This window comes from Pseudomonas sp. ANT_H4, from assembly GCF_008369295.1.
Taxonomy (GTDB): domain Bacteria; phylum Pseudomonadota; class Gammaproteobacteria; order Pseudomonadales; family Pseudomonadaceae; genus Aquipseudomonas.
This window is the reverse complement of the sequence record NZ_VOBG01000011.1, coordinates 21,824-45,449: the sequence shown is the minus strand read 5'-3', so window position 1 is coordinate 45,449 and position 23,626 is coordinate 21,824. Positions and strand designations below refer to the sequence as shown.

The following is a 23,626-nucleotide window of genomic DNA, read 5'->3' as shown; positions in this document are numbered from 1 at the left end:
CCCCCGTATGCAGGGCGGCCACCCGTGCACAGGGCGGCGTAGTGATGCAGGCACCAACGCAACGCCGTCCAGGCGCGGCGTGTCTCGTGATCGAGCGCATCTTTTTCCGTCACGATATGGGTCCGCTCAATGAACGCGTCGCGCAGTGTGGAGAAAGCCAGCAAGTCCGGAACGAAGAGGCCGTTGAGCCACCAGTACTGTGTGCCATTCTGCTCCACGTCGTGGTGAAGATTGGCATGGACCCGAACGAGACACTCGACAAAATCCTGTGCGTTGTAGCAACCGAAGCGGTCGAGTGTGCTGGGGTGAACGATCACGGCGATACCTTCGCGGGCGATGGCTTCACCCTTCGGGACATCGAAGGCGTTATCGACGACCGCGAACCTTCCGCCTTGCCGCTGGTTGTGGCTATAGCGGCATTTGCGCAGAAAGTCCTCCAACGACACGTGCCGCTTGCCGGGCAGAAGCGTGACGACCTCTTCCTGAGAATAGATTTGAACGATGTTGGCATCGCCCGAAAGTAATGCCCGCGCGGATTTTTCACGGCGAGCCTCGGTTTACGGTGGTCACCATGACGGGACGCCATCTGGTCAGCCATTTGGCCAAATTGCCTGGCAATTGATTTCCACACCGGGCAGGTCTTGCGCAGGATTTCGGTACGGGACACGTTCAGGCATATGGCCTTCTTGGAAGCGATGAGGCCGCCCGCGCCCCACGTGTGAGCGGGATCGTGACGTACCAGTACGCCCTGGTTGTAGATGAAGACAGCACCGTCCGCTTTCACGCGATACCAGGCGAATTCGTCCTCAGCATCCCAGCGCTCGGTGCGGGGATCGCGTGTGATGCACCGGCCATTCAGCTCAACACTGACGGGGGTGTAACGCACCAGGTCCCGAACCTCCTGGATGGTCGACATCAGCTCCGCATCACTCAGGACTTCGTACCATTCGCCAGAGATCGAGCAGCCCGGCGACGCGTCGTGGAGGTCGTCAAGATCGTAGTGATAGCCCATCGCCCGTGTATCGACGGTCATCATCCAGGCGTTAGAACGCCAGACTGTTGTGGCATGGGCCATGATTTGGCCGCGTCCGAGCCGGAAACGGCCGTAGGTGGCGTCGCCTTCATCGTGTGGCGTGCCGAAACGACCGAAGTACCGAACGACATCTTCGCGGCGGGCAAAGCCCTGGCCGTCGTCGCTGCAGGTGAAGCCGGTGCGGGACAGCGAAAGATGTACGGCACTGGCCCTGGCATCGACCGAGTTCATCAGCAACTCGATGAGGGCTTTGCCGATGGAGCCCGCCTGGCTGTAAATGATGTGGTGGATGATCTGCGGATCGAGCTCGAATGGCAGACGCATGGACCCTCCTTGTAGCGTTAGGTCAAAATATTGATGAATACGCCGTCCATCTCATTGCCGATGCACAATGAAGCGCCCGGCATTCGATCTGTGCACCGGAAGAGGATGGACACGCGATCATTGATGCCGGCGATTACCGGGTTTGTCGAAAACCTAACCGAGCCACTGCTCATCCGTATTCAGCGTGCGTGGGCGTGATCAGACCGACGTAAGTGGCGTGTGATGGAGTTCTCAGGAGGTTCAAACGTGTCGTGAGATGGCGCGTCGGGAGCATCGTCATGTACCGCGGGCTGCGACCTCAGTGGACGTCAGTGGAGCAATTTGACATGATCCAGACCCAAGCGGGTGGGTGCAAAGTGGCGGTACAGCGAGTGATGGCCATTAAGCTCCCCCCTGATCAGCCGAAGAAAGACACTATGTGATGGGTCAAGTGTTAGTGGCGATTTGCAACGAGAGTGAGGTGATGGCGAAGACGCTGACCGATGCATACCTAGTGCTGCTGTTGGCGGCGACCATCCACGGTACGAATGCCGCCGTGCGTGATACGGCGAAGCGCTGTGCCAAAACGCTGCCGAGAAGCAAGCGGGATGTGATGTACCAGATCGTGGACAGCAAGGAGCCGCTGAGGCTTGTGTTCCATATCGCAGAGAATCTCGACTGATGTAGCAAGCGAGGAGAGTCTGCAAGAGTCGGAAGCAATGGGGCCGCGAATGGAGGCCGTAGGTTGGTTTTCCGGGAGCTTCTCCATGTGCCGCGAACTGTGGATCTCAGTGGAACTCCATGGACGCTGGCTGTTGCCCGGTGAGCGACTGGTGGTTGGCGCAATCGCTCAGCGGGAAAGGTGCACGCAGGGCGGGAATGATCACTCGTTCTCGGCTGGCTCCGCTGCTGCGGGTTTGGCCCCAAGCACGACCGCCTCAAGGCGATACGGCAGGATCCCGGCGCGGCGCGCTTCAATCTTGAAGGTCACGCGCTCGTTTTCCTCCGCATCCTCCCAATCGTCCTTCACGGCCCGCCCCTCCACCAGGACGCGCATGCCCTTCTGGTACAGCGCAGCCCAACGTTCGGCGTCGCGATGCCAAATCTCGACCGGGGCCCAGAACCCTCCGCGATCTTCAAAACCGTCCTTTGTCGGAATAGGGTTGTCGAAATAGACATTCAGGCGCAATAGCCTACGCGGCTCGTTATTGCCGTTCGGAAACTCGCGGAATTCTGGCGCCGAACCGATGTTGCCCTCACCGTAGAAATGCGTGCTCATGAGTGTGACTCCTTGGGGTTGGTGGCGTGGACACGCCGTTGGTAAGCCCCCTCGGCATGGGCCAACTTGCTGGCGCATGCCGAGGTTTGCCGGGCGATACTGTGGGTAAGGCTGATCTGCAGGTTCAGCACGATGCGCTGCACCTCGATGGCGAAGAGGTCGTCGATCAGCGATGCCGGTGTGCCGGGGCTGGCAAGCAGCTCCTCCCACAAAGCAGTACCCATGCGCGAACGATCGAGGTTGCGCCAACGCAGAAAGGTCGTGCCTGCGCCAGTGGTTTGCTGGGCCAGTTGCACGGCAAGCAGGTTGAAGGGGTGGCTGCGGGCCTGCGACAGCACCTTGCGCTGCGCCAGTCCGATTAGATCGTCCCGCAGCGCTTGGCACTGGCTGGCCCAGGTCGCAAGCTCCCCATTACCTTTAAAAGGCTTTAAAAGGCCTTTTAGGTAGGCAGCCTGTTCCAGCCTCTGGAAGTCCGCCTGTTCTAGTGCCAAGAAGCGGTTGGCTGCGGTCATGCTGGTTCGTCCTCACTGTCGACAGACGCAGGTGTACCGCCGTCCAGATCCTCCTCGTTTGATATGGCTGGTTCAACGGTGTCAATGTCGTTGGCTGGCGCAACCTCTGAAACTGTCGACAGGCCTGGCGCGGATGTCGGAGAAGGGCGATGGAGAAGCGGCGGTGCAAAGCGTGAACGGCGTGTGCCTTCGAGCACGTCCTGCGGCAGTTCGCCGTACTTCTCCAGGGCCGCGCGCGCCGCGGCGTTGTTCGCGGCAAAATCGTCACGCTTCGTGCCGGAGTAGCGGTATTGCTGCGCCAGGCTGAAAAGGCTGCGCAACGCATGCGCGCCTTCGCTGAGCCAGCGCTCCAGCGTGCTGCGGTCAATCAAGGCGGTGTGATGCGCCAGGATCAGACGCCGGGCCAGATCGTCGTAGTCGGCGAGCAGATAGACCGCCATGAAGCCGAGCTGCGAGGCCACGAACAGCGGCAGCTTTACCGGCTGGACGTTGAGGTTCTCGCCCAGGCTGAGTGCAGCCGGCACATCGGCCAGCGCCTGATCAACCTGTTCGCGTAAGGCCTGAAGCTGTTCTTTGGTGGTGCTGAGCTTGTCCTCAATGCGCAGCATCCACCAGTCGGAGTAGGGATCATCCTGCTCGGCGCCGCGTTTGAGCTTGGTCATGATGGCGACAAAGCCGTTGAGCCCGACAATGCCGGGTTTGCCCTCGGAGGGCGCGCGTCCGTGCCAGATGCGGGATGCATGATGGGTGTGCAGCGTCAGCGACATCGCGCTGCGCAGTGAACCAAGGTTCAACTGCAGGGAAGATTTGGGTTCGGTGGCCATCGTGACGACTCTCGGTAAGGAAACGAGTCGCCAGCATCGGCATTGACCGGAAGGGTGTCAGTCATCAAACCGCACCGCATGAATGCCTGTTTAGGCGTTCACACGGCTGCCGTGAAGTCTTGCGCTTCGCCGGGGCTGACCGGCTGCGAGATGTATATCGTGACCATTGCCCTTCGCAGTTTCTGGAAGGCTGCGTGTTCAACTATACCAGTGGTATAGGCGACCATGGCCTTCGGTGGACTCTTCAGGCGAATGATCCTGGGGCTGGTGGTGATGCATTGCAGGGAAGGCAGTCTGTTCAGCTATACCAGTGGTATAGGCGACAGTGGCTTTCGGTGGACTCTTCCTGCGAATGCCCCCAGGCTGGAGGTGATGCGTTGCAGGGAAGGCAGTGTGTTCAACTATACCAGTGGTATAGGCGACTATGGACTTTGGTGGACTCCTCCATGCTGATGACACGGAGCTGGAAGTGATGCATTGCAGGGAAGGCAGCGTGTTCAGCTATACCCGTGGTATAGGCGACCCTGGCACTCGGTGGACGCACGCGCAGGCCGCCGCAGCGTTTGGACAGATCGAGTCATGGCATGCTCGTCATCTAGAAAGTTTGCGACGGCTGTGTTCAGGGCAGGCGCATCAGTGCCCGCAGACGGGCGATATGCTCCTGTGCCACGGCGGGGTCCGCAGGTGGCGGTGATTTCTGGGGCTGCGACTCTGGTGCTGTCGTGACGCTGGCTGCCTTCTGTCCAGCCCAGGCGCGGAACTCGCTACGCATGGCTTTCTGGATGATGCCGAACAAGTACCCGGCGGGATTGTGTACCGTGCTGGCTTGGCAGCGGGCATCCCATTCGTCGAGGACAGCCTGATGCAACTGCGTATCCACGGCCTGTAGGGCGGCGAGTGCGCCTGATTGCTGCTCTGCTTTGAGTGACAGGAAGCGCTCGGGGAGCCGAAGCACTCCCAACTCGTGCGCGCGCGGTACAGTACGTACTTCTTTTATTTCTTTTTCTTTACGTACAGTACTATCGGTCTTCGGATTCCGAAGTGAGCCGGATTTACTGGGCTTTTCGCCTGCTTCGGATTCCGAAGTCGGGCGCGGCTGATTCCGAAGAAGGCTTTCTGGCCCTTCTTCGGAATTGTGGGCATCCCCAGGCTGTGGATAAGTCGCCGTCTGAACCCAACCCTGCGCGGCCAGGCGCTGCGACAGTACCTGTAACCGGGTGGGAAGCATCTGGCCGCTGAGCAACGGATCTTCAGCCATTTCTTTCAGCACATGCACACCGACGCTCTGGATGGACTTGCTAGCGTGGGCCAAGGACCGGCTGACCAGCCTCAGATAATCGGCGTCGAGCTGGATGGCTTCATAGGGCGTCAGGGGTTCATCGTGCAACACATAGAGGTTACCCAATATCCGTCCGGTCTTCGGGTCACGCCTGCGACGCACCAGGCTGATCCAGCGCGTCAGCCTTAGCAGGGTCAGCGCGCGGGCAACAGTTTCATGGGATGCGCGCGTCGTACACGGCATTGAGGCCAGCCAGGGAGCGAGCTGTTCATAAGTGGGAAAGGCCGTGACCCCGTCATCATTGAGCAGCAGACGGAAGACTTGCCAGGCGTTTCGTTCAAGCGGGGTCAGTCGATTGTCCAGCAACAACGCACGTGGCACGCTGTCATGACGATTACCACTGAAGATGAATCCATCAGACGGAGCTGGTGGTGCCGCTGCCATGGTCGGGGGAGGCGGCATGTGCTGCAGCGCCTGATCGAACAACTCCCCCAGCGATACGGGACCGCGTGAATGACGTGGACTGCCCATCAGATCAGCCCTTCATCAATCCACCCTCGGATAGCGCTCCAAATGACAGAGATGGGCAGGCCCGTAGACTCCGCAAGATCAGCTGTAATGGCAAGCATGGCCATGTCGTCGGTCAGCGCAGTGCCACGCTCTTTTACGGTTTCAGACCAGCGATGCCAGAGATCGGAGTCCTGCTCTTCTGTCAGAACCGGATGCCGGCCCTTGCGTTTCGGTAGCCCGATGACGTCGCGCCTGAGGGCGATTTCCTGATGGTTCAGGCCATAAAATCTGCTGATGAGTTCTGTGCTCGCACCCAGTCGCAGGAACCGATCGATCTCCTCGATTTCCCGTGAGAGATTGTCTACCTGGCTCAGAAGGCGTCGCAGCACTTCCGAATTCACGCTCACGGAACACCATGAGACGGTGGCGTTGGCCAGGAGGCTGGCCATGGCCGGATGCTTGAGTGCATCCAGAGCAGCATCGTCAAATCCCATGGACTTGGCCCGGCGCAACTGGCCATTGCGCAAATCGTGGAGCGCTTGCGCGATGACGGCCTGATTGAGCGGATGCGGTTCGGGCATGGTCGGCGCCCTCATGATCCGTTCAGGGCGGCATCGCCATCAGTGATGTCCGCCTCGATGTCCAGCAGTCGCCGGGCGAGTCGCACCAAGCGGAAAAGCTTCACCAGGCTCGTATCGCTCAATCTAGCGGTAGGTTGTGATGAAGGGCTGTGTTCCAGCCCCAGCAGAAGAGCGCCCAAATCCCCGGGCATCCGTAAAGGCGGAGTCCGGTCCGGCTGGTAGGGAACGCTCAGGCTATGCAGCAGCAGTAATGCACCACGGAGATTTGAGTGCGTGTTCGCATCGGTAGATATTCCCGCGCATGTGAAGCCGATGCCCTCGTCGCAGGCGACAATGGCCTCTTCCAGACCCGCTTCGTTGGCGATCTCACGCGCGAACTGAGCGATGTGGACGCGCAGCCGATCCGGCGTATCGAGGCCGGGATCGATGTACCAGACATCCGAGATGGGGTAGAGACCGCCTGCCTGAACAGGGATGGCCTGCAGCACGCTGGTTTCGAAATCAGGTGGCGTCTCGCCGACATGCTCGGTCACCAATCGTTGGATCGACTGTAGGCGCTCGGTGGTCTCGGCAGGTGAGACGATATGCTCCTGAAGTAAGGCCGAGTGATCGGCCTTAGCATATTGATCGTCATTCACGTCGGCCAGAGGATGTGTCGCAGGCCCCTCTTGAATCGAAAGGGTATCGCTTGCCGGTATCCTGGGTGCCTCTGTTACCCGCGGTGTGGATGATGACGTGGGCGGTGCGACTACGGATGGAGATGTTGGCTTGGTCGTGGAGACCGACCCTGTGGTCTCCGTACCTGGCGGTGTGTTCGGTTCACTAGTAAGCAACTGCCAGCGCTTTTCGGAATCGGTGATTTCGAACACCAGCGTGTCATAGTCCACCCCGAGCAACTCGGACATCTGGCCGATCAGTTCATCTTGCACCCGTTGCGCCGTAAAGCTCCCTGGGGAGTCAAATACCATCAGGACATCCTGGAACAGCGTTGCAAAATCAATGCTTAGATTGTTCTTGGTGACGCGCGCATCCCAGATCCGGGAACCGGCTCTACGCAGGCTGGTCAGTTGCTCGACTTGGGGGCGTCCCAGGCCGGCATAGAGCACGTTCGGTATCGCTGGCAGCAGGAACTGGATGGCCTCCTGCATGCGGCTGATGTGGGGCTGAGGCACGGGGTAGCCGTCAGCCTTGAGGCGTCGGGCAAGCTCTGACTGCGACAGCGATTTACCATCCTCCTGTTCATAGAGCTCACGGACTTTTTCAACACCCAGGGCACGTTCGATAAACGACAGGCCACCGTGAAGTTCGTTTTCTGCGAGATGTCCCGTCAGGGCGACGATCTCACCGCGCTCCGGCCATGGGCGGAACAGGCAGCCGATACGGAAGAATCGTTCGTCTTTGCTCTCACTCCACAGATCGCGCAGTATCGCCAGGCGCGTGTTGCCGCCGTTACGAATGATGTAGTGATCGGCACCGGGGCGACGGGTGATCGGCGGCGGGGCATCCAGCCCACGCTGGCGGATGGACGCTTTGATCTCCTCGTACAGCGGATTGCGCGTCAGCCGCGGGTCCAGTTCATAGGGGCGCAACTGGTCCAGCGTCACCACCATCGCGGTATCGGTGATCGGGTCTGTCAAGGTTTCTGCAACAGGGCCGGAGCGACTAAAACCGTCGCTCATCAGCTTGTTGGCCATCTCTTGCGGGGAGACATTAGCCATAGTCGGCTCCCTCTTGATCGGGGTGCTCGACCACCGTGGCGTGGCGTTGTGCGCGACGCAGCATGGCGCGTGCATTGCGTTCTGCCCGGTGATCGCTGGCTGTCGCGCTGGTATAAATCGGCGGTAAGCCCGGCTTGACGAATTTGAGGTGCCCCCCAGGTGTCCGGGAGACATTCCAACCCTCGCTCAGGGCATGTTCAATCAGCGGAAGTAGTCGCTTGTGGCCACGGGCCAGTTCATGGGCGTTTGACATGAGAGTGTCTCCCCTCAAACTTCCCGCTGACCAGGGCGAACTGCTCCTGCCATTGCGGGCACAGTTCACTGGCCAACCCGCGCACAATGTCCAGTGCGGCTGCCGCGACTCGGCCAGTGGGCCGTCGGTGCTCAACCCGATGGACCGGTAAACCACGCGTTGCCGCTCGGGGAAATGCCTCGATCGCGGGGATCTCGGTATGCAGGACGTGAACCCCTTCCTGATCTCTGAAGATCAAACGCAGTGTCTGCTGGATCAATTTTGCATTGGCTGATACAGCAGGTACGCGGTTGAGCAGGAGATGAAGGTGTGGCGGGTTAATGCCCAGATGCCGATAGGGGGCGATGTCTTCGATGAGCTGCAGAGTGCCTCGGCGCATTTCACGCGCGGCGAGAATTTCGGGCGTGACGGGCGAGACCGCCTGCTCGGAGGCAAGCACGGCCATCTCCAGCAGCACACTGCGAGCGCCTTGCGTATCGAGTAGCACCAGGTCGTAGTGCGGCTGAAACACCGGTAGCAGGTGCCGCAGTCGAAGCCGCCCGTCCGGTGCATGCAGCAAGAGGGTGTTCAACTGCCGATGCTCGTCATTGGACAGAATGACGTCCAGACGGTCTATGACGGTGCGCGATACCAGTCGCGCAATGTCGCGTTCGTTGCATGCCAGCAGCTCATAGATCCCGCACGGCGCGCGACGGGTAAGCTCGTAGTACGAGGACAATGTGGGCTGCATATCCAGGTCGAGCAGCAGGACCCTCAGGCCGGCATCAGCAATGAAACCGCCGAGGTTGGCGGCGACCGTGGTTTTTCCTACGCCGCCTTTGGTCGAGATAACAGAAATCACCTGCATGGCTTGCTCCTCTTCGGCAAGGAATGGGGAGCTCAGTCAGACGCGTTCTTTAAGACGGTCAGTGATCCACTGGTCGATCTCTGCGGAGTCCCAACCAACGGCGCGGACGCCAAGTTTTATGGCTTTGGGGAATTGGCCCGCCTTCATGAGGCTGTAAAGATAGGCGCGCTTGAAGCCTGTCTTGGCCTCAACTTCCGGGCGGCGAAGGATGCGTCGCTCCGGGGCTGGAGCAGGGTTCTGTTCAGACATAGCGGTCACTCCTTAATGCTCAGTGGCACTTCTCGGGTTGACCCGTATTGAATCGCTGCCACCCCTGAAGCACATCAAACAATAGGACGGTACTGACCACCGTATTGATGTTCCGTCATCCGGCTGCGAGGCAAAGCATTGCGGCCAACTCTATCCGTGGAACGGATACTGTTAAAAGGTTCGGCGTCTTGATAAATAGTCCGTCTGGCGGACGCTCGCTGTTTAATCTTTGCGCGAGTGAGCGCGGCATTTTCTGTCATGCGGGCGACAAAAAATGTCCGTCAGTAACGGTAGGTTGCGATTGACAAGCGCTACAAGCTAGCGCTTGTGCATGAGCCGGTGCACACCCACTGAATTCAAAGGCTATCCCCTTTATCTCGCGACGATGAAGGGGATATTTGGGTCGTGCTCCAGACAAAAATGTATGGAACTTAATGTGAGAGTCCAAAACTGAGGATGGGGTGATCATTCTTGCTCACGCATCGGTCATGCTTCCCCGATTTGTTGCGCTCTTTTAATGAAGCGCTCCAGTTCTGCTGAAATTGGCCTGTCAGGTACAACGATGAATGTTGCGGTGTCGGGGATATCGTCGATAACCGGCCGAACAATGACGTCAGGGTGGTTGTAAATGGAAAGCTGCGATTCCAACCCGATACCAATGCCATAGCCAGCGGCCACCAGCATCATCATGGGCTCATGACCAGAAACATGTTCAGCAATGGTGGGAGAGGGCAGCGAGTCGTCCTCAAACCAATGATTAATGACATTGCGTCCGCCGGCGCAATGTTCAGGATGGCAAAGAATCAGGGGGTACCGGAGTGCTTCCCCAAGAGGAACTTTATCCAGGGAAAGCAGCGGATGGTGAGTGGGAATAGCAATGGCAGGGCGTTCGGCCCAAACCCTAAACTTTGTGAGGCCATTGGTGGCTACTGTGCTGTCGACAGTGAAACCCGCATCTATCTCGTCGTGTAAGAGCGCTTTGTGCATCTCGTTGACGGTCATTTCAACGATCCGAATCTCGGTGGCAGGCTCCTCTTCTCGGCATCGAGCCAGCAGCTGTGTCAGCCGAGGCTGAGCCAGGCTGTCGGCGATGCCGATGCGTACCCGGCCGCGATAGCCCTGAGACGCCGATTGCACTCGTGTCAGGGCGTTATCCATGTAGGCAAGTACGCGGCGAGCCTCTTCACGGAAAATCTCCCCAGGCCAAGTCAGCTGTATACGCCCCTTGGTGCGATGGAGCAGTCGGACACCGAGATAGGATTCAAGATCTCTTATGGCTCTCGACAACGGGGAAGGTTCGATGTGAACTCTGGCCGCCGCACGAGCAAAGCTTTGTTCTTCAGCGACGATAAGGAAATAGCGCAGGTGACGTATCCTCATGGTGTATCTTCCTTTTTGCTTGTTGACATGCTCTTTGACAGCGGGCGGTGCACTGTTATTCGCGCACTGGTAGTGGTTTCGGTGAACCGTTGTGTGATGCAATCCACAAGTTTTGACGTGGCCGAAGTGGACACGCACAAATCGTAATTGTGTGTCTGCTTCCTTAAGTGTTGATCCTACCGGCGTCGCTGCGTGCCCCTTCAGTTGCGATAGGTGCTTGATCGGTGGGGCGGGCCAGCCGTGCGCGTTGGTGCTTTGCCGAGCGCAGATCACTGCTGGCAATCGCCGAGACGTTGCGTTACGAGCGGGGCTTGGGCTTGGGCTTGGGCTTGGGCTGGTCTGAGGATGAGGGGCGGCCTGTCATGACACCCTCACATGCACTGCCGAGCGACCGTCTCGTTGGGGCAACGAGGTCTTATTGCCCCTCCACGAACAACTCGCCTCAGGGGCGTGTGAAGGGTGAGTCATGGTTGTTGTTGGCCGTCTGTGGCCATCAATGGAAAAAAACTTGGTATAGGACTTGCCAATGGGCCAGAACAAGTCCAGAATAGCGTCCATTCCTGAGGTAGGAAGCAAGGAAAACCTTTTTAAATCAGAAGGTTAGAGGCTAGGTTCTAGTCCCGTTTCCCGCTCCATTTTTAAACAGTGTTGCCTTCGGGTGGCACTGAGTGAAACCAGGACCAAGCTTTCGAGCTAGGGTCTGGGCACTGGAATACACACCATGTGTTTCAGTTAGCGTGTCCCCTTCGTCTAGTGGCCTAGGACACCGCCCTTTCACGGCGGTAACAGGGGTTCGAGTCCCCTAGGGGACGCCATTTGCGGGAATAGCTCAGTTGGTAGAGCACGACCTTGCCAAGGTCGGGGTCGCGAGTTCGAGTCTCGTTTCCCGCTCCAAATTATGATCTACAGAGCTCCGTAGAGCTCTGTAAGTCTTAGAAAAAAGGACCTTAGGGTCCTTTTTTCGTTCCAGCGGTTTCCACTGACAGCCACGACTTTTAAGTCCATCTTTGCCAAAGACGTTATTCCCTCCCTGAGAAGGCCCGGACTTGCTTCCGGCAGAGGTTCTGTTACGCATTGATCATCGCTGCTGGGTTACTGCTGAATCCGGCGTTCGATCTGAATGTCGTCGCGCTGCCTCAGCCACCCGTACGCCACAATCCATTCCTGCGCATGCCTGAGCGCCGGCCATGCTCAAAATGTTATGTAAATATCCCGGCAAGCTGCAGGTCCAGCTTGGCCTCCGGTTGCTATTTTTGACGGGAGTCCGTGCGGGGGAGCTGCGGCTGGCGACGCACATGGTTGATGCGCTCGTCCTGGCTCCCGCGCTTGGGCACTTCCTACTCCAACCCCAATTGCACTCGGTTCGTGATCAAAAAACTCAGTTGAGCAGGGGCAAGGCCAGTCCGCATGAGGTGCATGAGGTGCAGCGCGAAGCGTTAAACGTTTAAGTGGTGGCGAGATCAATGGCTCATGTGTCGAGTCACGGCGAATCGATTGAGAAATCCATGGATTAGAAAAACAAGCGTCAGAGTCAGGATTACCGAGATCGACACAGAGGCAAATCTATAAAAGATATCGAACATGATGTCATGGGAGGGCGTCAGGTATTGCCCAAATAGAATGGCTAGTGTGGTGATGGCGCCAAAGCCTATTCCCGGAAGCCCTTTTTCCATGGAATGCCAGCGGGCGCAGACCATCAAGGCCACCCAGAACATCACTAAAACCAAGGGTAAAATGTCATGATGATTGTAGAGCAACAACTGCATGATAAAGCCCACGGCACATCCCATAAGCGTGCCTATTGCACGAATCCGTCCGGCGAAATGCGCGCCTTTCCAGTGCATGGGAAACAGGATCAGGATGCTCGCCACTTGCGCGGACAATGAATCTTTCAAGTCCAGGCATTGAAAGGCGACAAACGACGAGGTAGCGACCGTTGCGCCAAGCAGGGCTTCATGGCGCTGGCTGGGCAGGTCTTTTTCTATCGGTTGCCTGGGGCTGCGGGGAGCTGCATCTGGAAACAGGTAAAACATCAGGCCGGCGATCGCCGCAGAGAGCCAGATCGCCGCGCCATTACACCAGAGCAGATCGATGACATCAGTTTGCGGATAGCTGGAAAAATGCAGCAGAATCGAGAGAAACACCGCGCTCAGAGCGCTGAAGAAAAACAGTGGCCCTTTGGCCATCAGCGCAAAGCGGTATAGAAACAACAGGAACACGATGGGCACCGCCAACACCGGTCGACCACCGAACAGCCCATAAAGCACTCCGACCTCCACGCTGACCACCACGCCCTGTGCCAGGAACTGGCGGACCAGATGGGCATTCAAGGTCGGAACTAGGCCAAGGATCAACATCGGATAGACGCAAAAAAAAGCGCCGTATTCCAGATTGAAAATCTTGCAAATCAACAGCCCCAGCGTACCACCGCCGGCAATGCGCAGGCATTGACGCAGGTCGTTTTCGCTCAGCCGATGGGGGGTGCCAGTCTCAGTAGACATAATGGATGATGCTGACGAGGCGGATTTGCAGCGCACCCATCAAGCGCGCCACAACATTGTCGCTGGAAAAGAGCTGCACGGTTGCCTTCGCTCCAGAGGGTAACGAGGGCGGAAGTTCGGTATTGAACACTAGGTGGATGCGTTGGCGCTGCGCATCCCTTACCCAGCGATCCGATTGCAGGGGGGCGGCCAGATCGCCGTTTGCGTCGATCTGACCTTCTTTCACCCCCGACTCCAGGTTGCTGACTTTCGCAGCAAAAATTTCCCCTGGCCGGGCATCGAACACCACTGAGGCGGTTGTGCCTGGCTGCGCATAGCGCAACGCCTTTTCTCTGAAGTCGGCAGTGACATCGGCATTATCTTCCACCAGTGCCATGACGGATGCGCCTGCCTGGAGGTACGCCCCGGGACTGAGCTGAAGATTGCCAACCACACCGGCACGTTCAGCCCGGACTTCGCTGTATTCCAGTTGCAGACGGACCTGTTCCAGCGCGTTATGCGCCTGCCGGAGGTGCACATTGTCGTCGCCAGGGCCACCTCTGCGTGCCTTGATCTCATCAATGGTGCTGGACGCAGCCCGTACTTGCGCCTGGGCAATAATCAGGTTGGCGTTGATCTGATCCCGCAGTTGAGTGGAGACGAAGTTTTTGTCATGCAAGGTTCGAATGCGCCCCGCCTGAGTCGATAACTCCTGAGCTTTAGCCTTTGCTGCTGACCAGTCGGCCTGCGCTGCGCCGAGATTTGCATCGCGCTCTGAGTAATCCTGTCGCGCGCGCTCGATCATCAACTGCGCTTCCTTGACCTTCAAAGCAAAAGGCCGGGGATCCAGCCGGAACAGCAACTGCCCAGCCTTGACATGCTGATTATTGACCACTGTCACTTCTATCACTTGGCCAGACACTTGAGGTGCAATCCGCACAACGGAGCGAGTTAATTGCGCCTGTGGTGTGAGCGGCATATAGAGGTCTGCTACCAGGAAATAGACGAATAGGCCGGTCAATATCAAAATGGCAAAACGGACGTGTCGGGCAAATCGTTGGTCAGGGGTCATGGCAACTTGCATAAGGCGTTCATGTGCGATCCGTTGGATGATTATCTATCTATGATTGTTTAATCGTCGTCTCGAAATCGATGCGCCCAGAGGCCGCGAGACAACCAAAGGGATGAAGTGAGAAGGGGGACATTACAGATTGTACCCAGCGTAGGAAAAACAGGGCTATTCAAAATTTTGATAGTGCCAATTCATGCAGGGAATAGTTTGCGTCGCGTATAAATTGCTGTTTTGGTGATTGCTGTGTTGTGGTGGTGAAAGAGTGCGTTAGTTGGCTCTCGCGCTGGCGCCGTTTTAGTTATATAAATGATCATTAAGTGTTCCAGATATTACGGATTTGGTCGCCAGGCTCATTGAGCCCTTTATTTTCTTTCCAGTAAATTCCTCATATCTCGATGTGCTTGCGATAGTTGCAGAGGACGGAAATTTTTGTACGCTAAGCCATCCATAGTGGTCAGGACGATTGCTGGTCCCTAGTCGGTGTAGGGTGTTTGTTTCTGCATTTTTTGACGCTGCGGCGTCCACCTCTAGGACCTCTACTTGATAGGCAGAGAGCTTAGCGTACGAAAGTTTCCGCTTTCTCTATTCGACCCAAAAAGGTCCTGGCACCGAGGGGTATATTCGGCCATGACGTCGTTGGCGAGTCGACTGAAATAGACGCGGGTGTTGATTGTGCGTTTCCCGGATGCGGCTTTTAAGGATCGTCTGATTATCTTTAAAGCCGCATTCTATTAAGGTTGACAGATGAAACACAGCCCGTTCATTCGTCCGCTCGACTCCTCTTTCTCCACGCCAAAAGCTGCGCGAAAACTCCTCCATATGTTCGCGTTGGCTTTGGTGTTTGGCACGTATGCGGGGGCCTACAGCTACCTTCATGCGTCGCTCGATGAGGAGATTTCTTCACGTCGCAGCAACATGAACGACGCGATCTCTGATGCTCAGAATTTCTTCATCACTCGCCAGACACTACTTAAAAGCGTTGGGCTCGCGGCGGTGCGCAACATTACACAGCCGCTCGCAAACGCCAATGAAATCCAGGGAGAGGAAGCCCACATTATCCTAGGTGAACGAGATAGCAATACGTGGAGCCTATGGCTTACGCGCCGATTGCTTTCTTATATGGGCACCGAAAAAGTCAATTTGCTGTACGTTTCAGCCAGTGCCCAAGCGAAAGTCATTCGATTGTTCGATACTGACAATATTGCTGAAAAGCCCTCGGTGCTTTCTCGCCCAGTGCTGAACCTGCTGGCCAGAAGTGAGCAAAGCCAAGACGTATGGGTCACGGATCAACAAAGTCTGGACGCTCCCCTCTATATATTTTCACGTCTCGATGATCGCGATCCAGCGTCCGGCTGGCTCGGCCTGGAGGTTGAAAAACAGGACTTGGTCAACGCGCTGCACCATGAGAATGCGGGAGATTTCCTTCTGCTGGATGCCAGTAACCAAGTTCTCTATTCCAGCGCTGCTGGCCTTGCGATGCCTCGCTCTTTGAAGCAACTATCCAGCGGGCGAGCGTTTGGCCTGGTGGGCGGTACGTGGTTTCCCGGTCAACTTGCCATTATTAAACAACTTGGTTATTCGAATTGGCGGATAGTTTACGCGACGGAACTCACGACGTTGCTGCCGCCTCTGCTCGGACCCTTGCTCATTTGTTTGTTTATCTGCATAAGCGTCACCTGGCTGATGGGGCTGCTGGTCATTCGGATTGATCGCAGGCTTATTATTCCCGCCGGTCACCGCATAGAAGCCTTGGTGGAAAGTGAGGCATTCAGCCGCGCGGTCATTCAGATCGCGCCTATCGCGTTGTGCGTCCTGCGCCGTCAGGACGGCGAAGTGGTGCTCGAAAACCAGCTGTCGCAACAATTGTTGGGGCCTGGGAACGAGCGCAAGGACTTGTGCCATGGCTGGATACACAGAGCCTTCAGCGACTTGGAAAAAAATAACACTGACGAACTGCAGATGAGCGATGGGCGCCACCTTAGCCTGAGCTTCGCTGCCACACGCTACAAGCGCGAGGACGTTCTTATCTGCGCGTTCAGCGATATCAGTACGCGTAAACAGACAGAGGTCACGCTCGAACAGGCTCGACAGCTGGCCGATGCCGCTAACCAGGCAAAGACACTGTTCCTGGCGACGATGAGTCACGAGATCCGCACTCCGCTTTATGGGGTGCTTGGGACCTTGGAGTTATTGGCCCGTACGCAACTCAGCACCCAACAAACCAATTATCTCAGCGCCATAGAGGGCTCATCCGCCAATCTGTTGCACTTGATTTGCGATGTGCTGGATGTATCGAGGATCGAGGCCGGGCAATTGTCATTGGAGTTGGTACGTTTCTCGCCGCTTCAATTGATCGAGGATGTGATTCAAAGCTACGCCGGTGCCGCGCATGGTAAAGGGCTGCAACTTTTCGCCTGTATCGACCCGCGGCTGCCGGACTGGGTAAAAGGGGATGTCGCACGCATTCGGCAGATACTCAACAACTTACTCAATAACGCTTTGAAGTTTACCTGTAGCGGTCGGATTACTTTACGCGTGAAGCTGGACAGCCGCGACGACGAACGCGCCATGCTTCACTGGCAGGTTGCGGATACTGGAAAAGGTATTTCTCATGAGGATCAGCAGCATCTTTTCGAGCCGTTCTACCAGGGTGATGGCAATACCAATGTGGTAACCGGAGCCGGCCTGGGGCTTTCGATTTGCAAGCGCCTCATGCATTTGATGAACGGCACCATGCGCGTCGTCAGCGAGCCGGGCCTAGGTAGCAGCTTCACCTTGTGTCTGGCGCTTGAGCAATTAAGCGAAATGAAAGGCGATGCATTCTTTGGTGAGCTGTGTGCCGACGTCGTGTATGTGGTGTCGCCGGTTCGCGAATTGGCGGAAAGCGTCTGCGGCTGGTTGCGTCGCTGGGGCGCGCGCGCGCAGATCTGTGCTTCGGCTGCCTATGAGCATCACGCCGGCTCGGTACTGGTCGAACTGCATCCGGGGCGAGTGGAAAAACAGCTCAGACCGCAATGGACTGGCCCGCTGGTGATAGCGGCGAGCGATGAGCACGATGCGCATCATATCGATCACCCTCATCGCATGGTCAACATCAACCGGCTTTCGGCCCTGCACCGTGCTGTCAGCGAGGCTCAAGGCCAACTGGGGGAACAGGAGTTGCCCCAGGCGTCAACCCAAGTGACGTTCAACCTTGGGATGCGCGTACTCGTAGTGGAGGATAACCTCATTAACCAGTTAATACTGCGCGACCAGCTTGAAGAACTCGGGTGCACGGTCGAGTTGGCTAATGATGGTCTGGCGGCACTTGAAGCATGGCGTGTCTCGCAGTTTGATCTGATTCTGAGCGATTTGAATATGCCACACATGAATGGGTATGAACTCTGCGCCAAACTGCGCGAGCTGGGATGTTCAGTTCCGGTCATTGGGGCTACAGCCAATGCAATTCGTGATGAAAACGAGCGTTGGCTGGCGGTAGGCATGAATTATTGTCTGGTCAAACCTTTCACCTTGCGCACTTTGTACAGCTGTTTGCAGCCCTATCGGCGGAGTGAAGTTTGAAGGTCTATAACGTAATGATCGTCGAAGATCATCCCTTCCAGCACGAGTATCTGTACCACGTCTTTTCCGAGGTGGGCGGTTTGAGCGTCAACACCGTGTGGGGTGGTTCGGAGGCACTTCGCTGCTTGCAAAAGAAGGATTATGACTTGGTGGTCAGCGACCTTTTCATGCCCGACATGGACGGTGTCCAACTGATTCAGAAGATCGCTGCATTGCCGAAAAAACCGGCACTGGCATTGATGAGTACCGCTTCGCGGCGAATGTTGATCAGCGCTGGGTTGGCCGCAGAAAGTTCAGGCCTGACGGTGATAGGGCTTATCTCAAAACCGGTGGAGTTGTCTGCGGTCAGACAGCTACGCGATCGCCTGGATGAACTTTACAGCGCGGCTCCTCCTGCGGATCGGGTGGTACAGCAGGATCGGCAGTTGTTGGTGCGGGCCATGGAGAGCGGCCAGATACAAGCCTGGTTTCAGCCAAAGAAATCACTGCGCACCGGGCGAATATGTGGAACCGAGGCACTTGTCCGTTGGCGTCACCCTACGGTCGGGTTGCTGGCGCCGGGGGACTTTCTGGATGCGATCAACCATTTTAGGTTACAGGAGCAACTGCTGTGGCGGATGCTCGAAGACAGTCTTGTGGCGCAATCCCTCTGGCGTAGACGTGGGCATGAGGTGCCCATTTCTGTCAATTTGCCTACTCATTTACTGGACAGCCATGACTTTACCGACCGGCTGTTGGAGAAGGTGTTGGCGGCGCAGGCCGAGCCTCGCTCGATTATCTTCGAACTCATGGAAAGCTCGACGACCGAAGATCCGAGCAATTTCTACGCGGGCGCCTGCCGCCTTCGCATGATGGGTTTTGGCCTGGCCCAGGATGACTTTGCCAAAGGCTATAGCTCTTATTTCAATCTGATCTCTACCCCCTTCAACGAAATAAAAATAGATCGCTCTCTGGTCCACGGCTGTGTCGAAAATGACAGTCAGGCCAGCGCCCTGCAGAGCATCGTCGATTTATGCCACAAGCTTGGGCTGGTCGTCACTGCCGAGGGGGTCGAGACGCCCGCCGAGTTGGCCTTCCTGCGCAAGATCCGCTGTGATCAGGTGCAGGGGTATTTGATCAGTGCGGCGGTCGCAAGCGTGGATTTTATGAAGATGCTGGAAGCTGATGGCATGGGGCCAACACTTACCTGATAGGCTATTATCTCTTTGCAAAGCCGCCAGTGACGTGCCGTATTTGCGCCTGTCTTGTGTTGTTTCGACTGGGGCTTGTCGCCCCAAAGTGAGTTCGTATAGATGACCTCGGAAAACTCGGGTCTTGGTGCTCTGGCGATGAGTTTTCAACGCCTGAATAAACTCCTTTTGCTCGTGGTAGGCATTGCGTTGCTGCTATTGGGTATGTGCTTCTGGGCAGGTGATAGGGTTCTGGAGGAGGAACGGGATAAGGTCGAATCGCATTTTGAGCGTTTGGTCGAAAGCATTCATGAACATGAGGTTTTCCTGCGAAACGCGGCAATCGCTTACAACCAGACTAATCAAAATATCGCGGCTGATATCCGACCGATGTCAACGATCGAGTTGATGCGTCATGACGACGAATTGCTGTATCAGGTGCGAGGGTTGGCGATGTCGCTGCCCTTTACGTTGGCGCAGCGGGTGCAATATTCATCGGCACAGATGCAAGGCGCATTTTCGTTGGGCGTTCAACTGACCGATTACTACACCGCTTACTGGTCGGGTTCATACTATGGCGCCCCACAGTTGTTCATGTTTTCACCCACCCCACAGTTCAATATCGCTATACCCGGCATAGGTAGCACGCCCAGGCAACCCCGGCTCGGCATGGAAAACTTTTTCTCTGTAAGCGGGCGCCTCTACGACAGCCTAAAAGCCAGGAGTGACGCACTTAGTGATAATCAGGTGCGCTGGATGCGTGCACCCCAGGATTTGTTTCCCGGACGCAAGACCATCGTTGCGTACAGTGGAGTGGCCTTTCCTCGCTCCGTTATGCCCTCAGGAAAGGATGAAGGGCTTGCGTTTCTCGCCGCCTTGCTCAATGTTCAAATGGTCAACGACGCAGGCCATCAATTGGTTAGCTCGATCAACAGCCGCCTCACTTTGATTTCCCCCGTGGGGGAAACCTTGCTTGGGGCTGACTCGTCCTATGCACAATTACCCGACGGACTCAGTTTCGATCGTTATGGCCTGCGATTCAAATTGATGTCGGCGGGAAATGAGCCTTGGGTCGGGCTCTACACCATCAGCTACAATAATTTTTTCCGCTATGCTAGGTGGTCTTTGCTGACGGCTGCAAGCGTGTTTAGCGTCGTTTTGTTGTTGGGCTGGTGGGTCAATCGTCTTTATCGTGTCAGGGTCGTTGAACCTGCGCAGCGCGCCAACCGCCGTCTGACCGAGAGTAATGCCTTCAACCGTGTGATGCTGGACAATGCCCCGGTCGGGCTATGTGTCTTGCAGCGCAACACTGGTCAAGTACTTCTAGAGAATCAGCGGGCTCAACAATGGCCGATCACTCCTCAGCTGGTTAGTGTTATCAATCGTGATTACAGTGACGCGCCACCCGGGGAAGTGCAGATCGAAGTAGATGGGTGTTACTTGCTGGTCTGCGTCGTATCGACGCGCTATCAGGATGAAGACGTGCTGTTGTGCGGTTTCAACGACGTCACACGCCATGTCGATGATGCCAATCTAATGGAGCAGGCTAAGCGCTCGGCTGACGCGGCTAGCGAAGCCAAGACTTTATTTCTGGCAACCATGAGCCATGAAATTCGCACGCCCTTGTATGGGGTGCTGGGCAATCTGGAGTTGCTCGAACTGACCGACTTGAAGTCCGATCAACGCGAGTACTTGCAAACCATACATCGCTCCTCGGCGGCGTTGCTGCAGTTGATCAGCGACGTGCTAGATGTCTCCAAGATCGAATCCGGGCAGATGGCTGTTGAGTCAGTCGTGTTCTGCCCGTTGGATATCTTTGAAGACGCAGTACGTACTTATGCCGCTTCTGCAACCAACAAAGGTCTTCAAATCTACGGCCTCGTGGATGCCAGTCTTCCGCCGTTGATGCGAGGTGACCCTGGGCGCATCCGGCAAATCATCAACAACCTGTTGAGCAACGCTATCAAGTTCACCGACTCCGGCCGCGTTGTACTACGGGTTAAAGTCAGCGATCAGGACAACGGACACGCGTCGTTGCAATGGCAGGTATCGGACACTGGTGTAGGGATCAGTCACAAGAAAATTCCCGATCTATTCAAGCCTTTTTCGCAATTGGGGGAAGCTCAAAGCCCGGGAGGGGCAGGGTTGGGTCTATCGATCTGCATGCGCTTGAGTCAATTGATGTCGGCGACCCTCAGGGTAGTCAGTGAGCCAGGTCTTGGTAGCAGCTTTTCCTTGAACATACGGCTGCCGGTAGCGACAGGTGATTTGGCTGGAAACCGTGAGATCGACCTCCAGGGTATAACTGTATACGTTCGGGCGCCGATCAAGGAAATGGAGCAGTCGCTGGTCGATTGGCTTGGCCGGTGGAGGGCGTGGGCATCGCCGTTGCCACCTTCGTTCAGTGGTAATCCTGGGGAAGTGTTGTTGGACATGCTACCCGGCTCAGCAGGCCTGGACGATTGGCGTGGCGAGCGCGTCATCGCTAGCCTCGCGGGTGCACTCGAGCCCGAGAATGACGGCAGTGGATGGACGGTAAATGCCTACGATATCAGAGGTATTGCCCGCGCCCTGGAGCGTGCCTGCCACAATCCCACCCACAGCTTCATACCCATGCAGGCTGAAGAGCTGCCCCACGTCGGACTGCGTGTTCTTGTCGCTGAGGATAACCCCATCAACAGAGGTCTCCTGCGTGAGCAGCTGCAAGCGCTCGGCGCCCAGGTTACAACAGCAGAGACGGGTGAGCAGGCACTGCAAGCGTGGGCGCCGAAACTGTTCGATCTGGTGATCACTGACTTGAACATGCCGGTAATGGATGGCTATGAACTGGCTCGCGCATTACGCTTGCGTGACGTCGATATCCCCATCGTCGCCGTTACTGCCAACGCGATGAGAGAGGAAGGGGAGCGCTGTCTTGCGGTGGGCATGAATGCCTGGCTCGTCAAACCGTTGAACCTGAAAATTTTGCGCGAGACCCTTGCCCGGTATTGCCCGCCCGCCACAGCTGCCACGCGACAGGAACAACCCTGTTCGATGGTGCCGGGTGACCTGGATGGCTGGATAAAGCTATCGGTACTTATGCAGCAGTTGCTGGTCGATACTTTGCAGGCCGATCTGGATAACGCGCAAAAGGCGCTTGATAACGAGGATACATCCGGCTTGGTCAGTCTCTTGCATCGCCTCAATGGTTCGTTTGCTTCGGTGCGTGCGCGGGCACTTTCCGCAGCCTGTAATGAGTGGGAAGTCGCACTTTCCACTGAGGCCTTGAGTGCCACCTCGATTCCTGCCGTCCATAGCTTGTTGGAGCGACTGTATTCGGTCCTGCTCGTTTTGCGCGGTGCTCTTATTCAAGAATGAACTGTGTTCGGGTGATTACTACATCATGCGTAAAATCAAAGTTGTAATAGCCGATGATCATCCAATCGTGTTGGTTGGAGTACGCGAATTGATGTCCAGAGACCAGCGCTTCGAAGTTGTGGCCGAGGCCACCAGTTCAACGCAGTTGGTGGCTGAACTTACCTCTCATGCACCCGACGTGGTACTGACCGATTTCAACATGCCAGGTGATGCAACCTATGGTGATGGACTCAAGCTCATCAGCTACCTGGTCAGGCAGTTTCCGAAGACGCAGATAGTGGTACTGACGATGATATCCAGCAGTCTGATTCTTTCAAGGCTTCATCAGCTGGGTGTAGTTGCCGTCTTGCAGAAGAGCCAGCTGCAGGACGAGATCCAGCATGCTTTGGATGCGCTGAACGCGTATCGTCAGTCCCAGAGCCCTGATATGGTCGCCAGTTCGGGTTCCTTGAACATCAGTGATATTGATGGGCGCTTTTCCAGTCTGTCCCCTAAAGAGCTCGAGGTGCTGCGTTTATTTGTGGCTGGAAGCAGTGTCGGCAGCATTGCTCTTCAACTCAAGCGAAGCGCCAAGACCGTGAGCGCACAGAAGATGGCGGCCATGCGTAAATTGGAAGTGGCCAGCGATCTTGACTTGCTGACGTATTGCATCAAGGCCGGTCAGTTTCTCTGACGACTCACTGGTAGCTCATTTCCATCAGTAGCGTTGCCGTGAACGCGCCCGGTGCGGGCAACTCTTCTCCCAACAAGAGCGGTTTGACTCGCAGAGTCAAGCCAATCGAAGTGCCGGTGGCGAGCATGCTCAAGGCCGTGTCGAGGCTCGGCGTGACGTTGCCCAAGTTCAGCGAAGTACTACTCAAAAGTACCTGAAGGCCTAATTGCGGCAAGCTAGTGCTCAGTATCTGGGTGTCGAACTGGCCACTTCCTGGTAATAGTTTGAGTATCACGCGGCTGCCTATGGCGCACTCGAAGCTCAAATGCACCTCGGTGGTAGCACCGCGACTTGCGCTCAGGTCATTGCGCGATACCTGTCCGAGATCGATCAGCATGGTTCCCGGGAATTGCGGCGTGCACGGCGGTTTGACCAGCTTGCCGCTGATTTGCAGTTCATAGTCCATGGAGCTTACCGCCAGTGCCGGCGTAGCGGCCAGGCACAGCATGAGCGCTATTGAACCCACATCAAACCAAGCGCGCCAGGATCGAGCGGTCGCTTTCACGG

19 protein-coding genes, 2 tRNA genes and 1 pseudogene are annotated in these 23,626 nt (G+C 56.6%); 8 read left to right on the top strand and 14 right to left on the bottom strand.

The annotated features are described in order from the left end of the window. Positions 1 to 313: 313 nt before the first annotated feature. Entirely contained in the window at positions 314 to 1,357 is a 1,044-nt protein-coding gene (locus FQ182_RS30710; RefSeq protein WP_306108727.1) for an ATP-binding protein, read from the bottom strand. 463 nt (positions 1,358 to 1,820) lie between these two features. Here FQ182_RS30710 and FQ182_RS15750 point away from each other — a divergent pair, with 463 nt between their 5' ends. Further along, positions 1,821 to 2,018 carry a hypothetical protein gene (locus tag FQ182_RS15750; protein ID WP_235861014.1) on the top strand — a complete coding sequence of 66 codons (198 nt, stop codon included), beginning with the start codon at positions 1,821 to 1,823 and terminating at the stop codon, positions 2,016 to 2,018. 201 nt (positions 2,019 to 2,219) lie between these two features. Here the strand turns inward: FQ182_RS15750 and FQ182_RS15745 are convergent, their stop codons facing one another. The 10 genes from FQ182_RS15745 to FQ182_RS15695 form a co-directional block, all read right to left on the bottom strand. Next, positions 2,220 to 2,615, bottom strand: coding sequence for a single-stranded DNA-binding protein (locus FQ182_RS15745; protein WP_092234957.1), 396 nt, complete (start codon positions 2,613 to 2,615; stop codon positions 2,220 to 2,222). After that, a complete protein-coding gene (locus FQ182_RS15740; RefSeq protein WP_092234960.1) occupies positions 2,612 to 3,127 on the bottom strand; it encodes a DUF3158 family protein in 516 nt (171 codons plus the stop codon). Before FQ182_RS15740 ends, FQ182_RS15745 begins: the two co-directional genes overlap by 4 nt. After that, on the bottom strand, positions 3,124 to 3,951 hold the full coding sequence (locus FQ182_RS15735) for a PFL_4669 family integrating conjugative element protein (RefSeq protein WP_092234963.1): 828 nt from the start codon (positions 3,949 to 3,951) through the stop codon (positions 3,124 to 3,126). The genes FQ182_RS15740 and FQ182_RS15735 overlap by 4 nt, the downstream gene beginning before the upstream one ends. Positions 3,952 to 4,570: 619 nt before the next feature. Continuing rightward, positions 4,571 to 5,761: an STY4528 family pathogenicity island replication protein gene (locus FQ182_RS15730; RefSeq protein ID WP_092234966.1), complete on the bottom strand. Its 1,191-nt coding sequence runs from the start codon at positions 5,759 to 5,761 to the stop codon at positions 4,571 to 4,573. Further along, the gene (locus FQ182_RS15725) at positions 5,761 to 6,321 is read right to left on the bottom strand and encodes a DUF2857 domain-containing protein (protein WP_092237371.1); all 561 of its coding nucleotides are present in this window, start codon (positions 6,319 to 6,321) and stop codon (positions 5,761 to 5,763) included. The genes FQ182_RS15730 and FQ182_RS15725 overlap by 1 nt, the downstream gene beginning before the upstream one ends. Before the next feature lie 11 nt (positions 6,322 to 6,332). After that, positions 6,333 to 8,039, bottom strand: a complete 1,707-nt coding sequence (locus FQ182_RS15720; RefSeq protein WP_092234969.1) for a ParB family protein — start codon at positions 8,037 to 8,039, stop codon at positions 6,333 to 6,335. Continuing rightward, complete coding sequence (locus FQ182_RS15715; RefSeq protein ID WP_092234972.1) at positions 8,032 to 8,292, bottom strand: hypothetical protein; 261 nt, start codon at positions 8,290 to 8,292, stop codon at positions 8,032 to 8,034. The genes FQ182_RS15720 and FQ182_RS15715 overlap by 8 nt, the downstream gene beginning before the upstream one ends. Continuing rightward, positions 8,276 to 9,139 carry a ParA family protein gene (locus FQ182_RS15710; RefSeq protein WP_092234975.1) on the bottom strand — a complete coding sequence of 288 codons (864 nt, stop codon included), beginning with the start codon at positions 9,137 to 9,139 and terminating at the stop codon, positions 8,276 to 8,278. The genes FQ182_RS15715 and FQ182_RS15710 overlap by 17 nt, the downstream gene beginning before the upstream one ends. A 36-nt stretch (positions 9,140 to 9,175) precedes the next feature. Further along, entirely contained in the window at positions 9,176 to 9,388 is a 213-nt protein-coding gene (locus tag FQ182_RS15705) for an AlpA family transcriptional regulator (protein ID WP_046482923.1), read from the bottom strand. A gap of 486 nt (positions 9,389 to 9,874) precedes the next feature. Continuing rightward, on the bottom strand, positions 9,875 to 10,768 hold the full coding sequence (locus tag FQ182_RS15695; RefSeq protein ID WP_092234976.1) for a LysR family transcriptional regulator: 894 nt from the start codon (positions 10,766 to 10,768) through the stop codon (positions 9,875 to 9,877). A 739-nt stretch (positions 10,769 to 11,507) separates the two neighbouring features. Here FQ182_RS15695 and FQ182_RS15690 point away from each other — a divergent pair. The 3 genes and pseudogenes from FQ182_RS15690 to FQ182_RS30320 all read left to right on the top strand — a co-directional run. Next, a tRNA-Glu gene (locus FQ182_RS15690) sits at positions 11,508 to 11,583 on the top strand. A gap of 3 nt (positions 11,584 to 11,586) precedes the next feature. Continuing rightward, positions 11,587 to 11,662, top strand: a tRNA-Gly gene (locus FQ182_RS15685). 117 nt (positions 11,663 to 11,779) lie between these two features. Beyond that, a pseudogene (locus tag FQ182_RS30320) lies at positions 11,780 to 12,057 on the top strand (integrase); the annotation flags it as partial. A gap of 171 nt (positions 12,058 to 12,228) precedes the next feature. On the opposite strand, the gene FQ182_RS15675 reads toward FQ182_RS30320, so the two are convergent. After that, entirely contained in the window at positions 12,229 to 13,269 is a 1,041-nt protein-coding gene (locus FQ182_RS15675; RefSeq protein ID WP_149413313.1) for a DUF2955 domain-containing protein, read from the bottom strand. Continuing rightward, positions 13,259 to 14,320 carry an HlyD family secretion protein gene (locus tag FQ182_RS15670; protein ID WP_149413312.1) on the bottom strand — a complete coding sequence of 354 codons (1,062 nt, stop codon included), beginning with the start codon at positions 14,318 to 14,320 and terminating at the stop codon, positions 13,259 to 13,261. The genes FQ182_RS15675 and FQ182_RS15670 overlap by 11 nt, the downstream gene beginning before the upstream one ends. Positions 14,321 to 15,064: 744 nt before the next feature. Here FQ182_RS15670 and FQ182_RS15665 point away from each other — a divergent pair. From FQ182_RS15665 to FQ182_RS15650, 4 genes are all read left to right on the top strand, one after another. Beyond that, positions 15,065 to 17,881 (top strand): ATP-binding protein, encoded by a 2,817-nt coding sequence (locus FQ182_RS15665; protein ID WP_149413302.1) that lies wholly within the window; start codon positions 15,065 to 15,067, stop codon positions 17,879 to 17,881. Next, the gene (locus tag FQ182_RS15660) at positions 17,878 to 19,071 is read left to right on the top strand and encodes an EAL domain-containing protein (protein WP_149413301.1); all 1,194 of its coding nucleotides are present in this window, start codon (positions 17,878 to 17,880) and stop codon (positions 19,069 to 19,071) included. Before FQ182_RS15665 ends, FQ182_RS15660 begins: the two co-directional genes overlap by 4 nt. A 102-nt stretch (positions 19,072 to 19,173) precedes the next feature. Then, entirely contained in the window at positions 19,174 to 22,407 is a 3,234-nt protein-coding gene (locus FQ182_RS15655; RefSeq protein ID WP_149413300.1) for a hybrid sensor histidine kinase/response regulator, read from the top strand. A gap of 25 nt (positions 22,408 to 22,432) precedes the next feature. Further along, positions 22,433 to 23,080 carry a response regulator gene (locus FQ182_RS15650; RefSeq protein ID WP_149413299.1) on the top strand — a complete coding sequence of 216 codons (648 nt, stop codon included), beginning with the start codon at positions 22,433 to 22,435 and terminating at the stop codon, positions 23,078 to 23,080. Positions 23,081 to 23,084: 4 nt separating this feature from the next. Here FQ182_RS15650 and FQ182_RS15645 read toward each other — a convergent pair whose 3' ends face one another. Next, complete coding sequence (locus tag FQ182_RS15645) at positions 23,085 to 23,624, bottom strand: fimbrial protein (protein ID WP_149413298.1); 540 nt, start codon at positions 23,622 to 23,624, stop codon at positions 23,085 to 23,087. Positions 23,625 to 23,626: the final 2 nt, after the last annotated feature.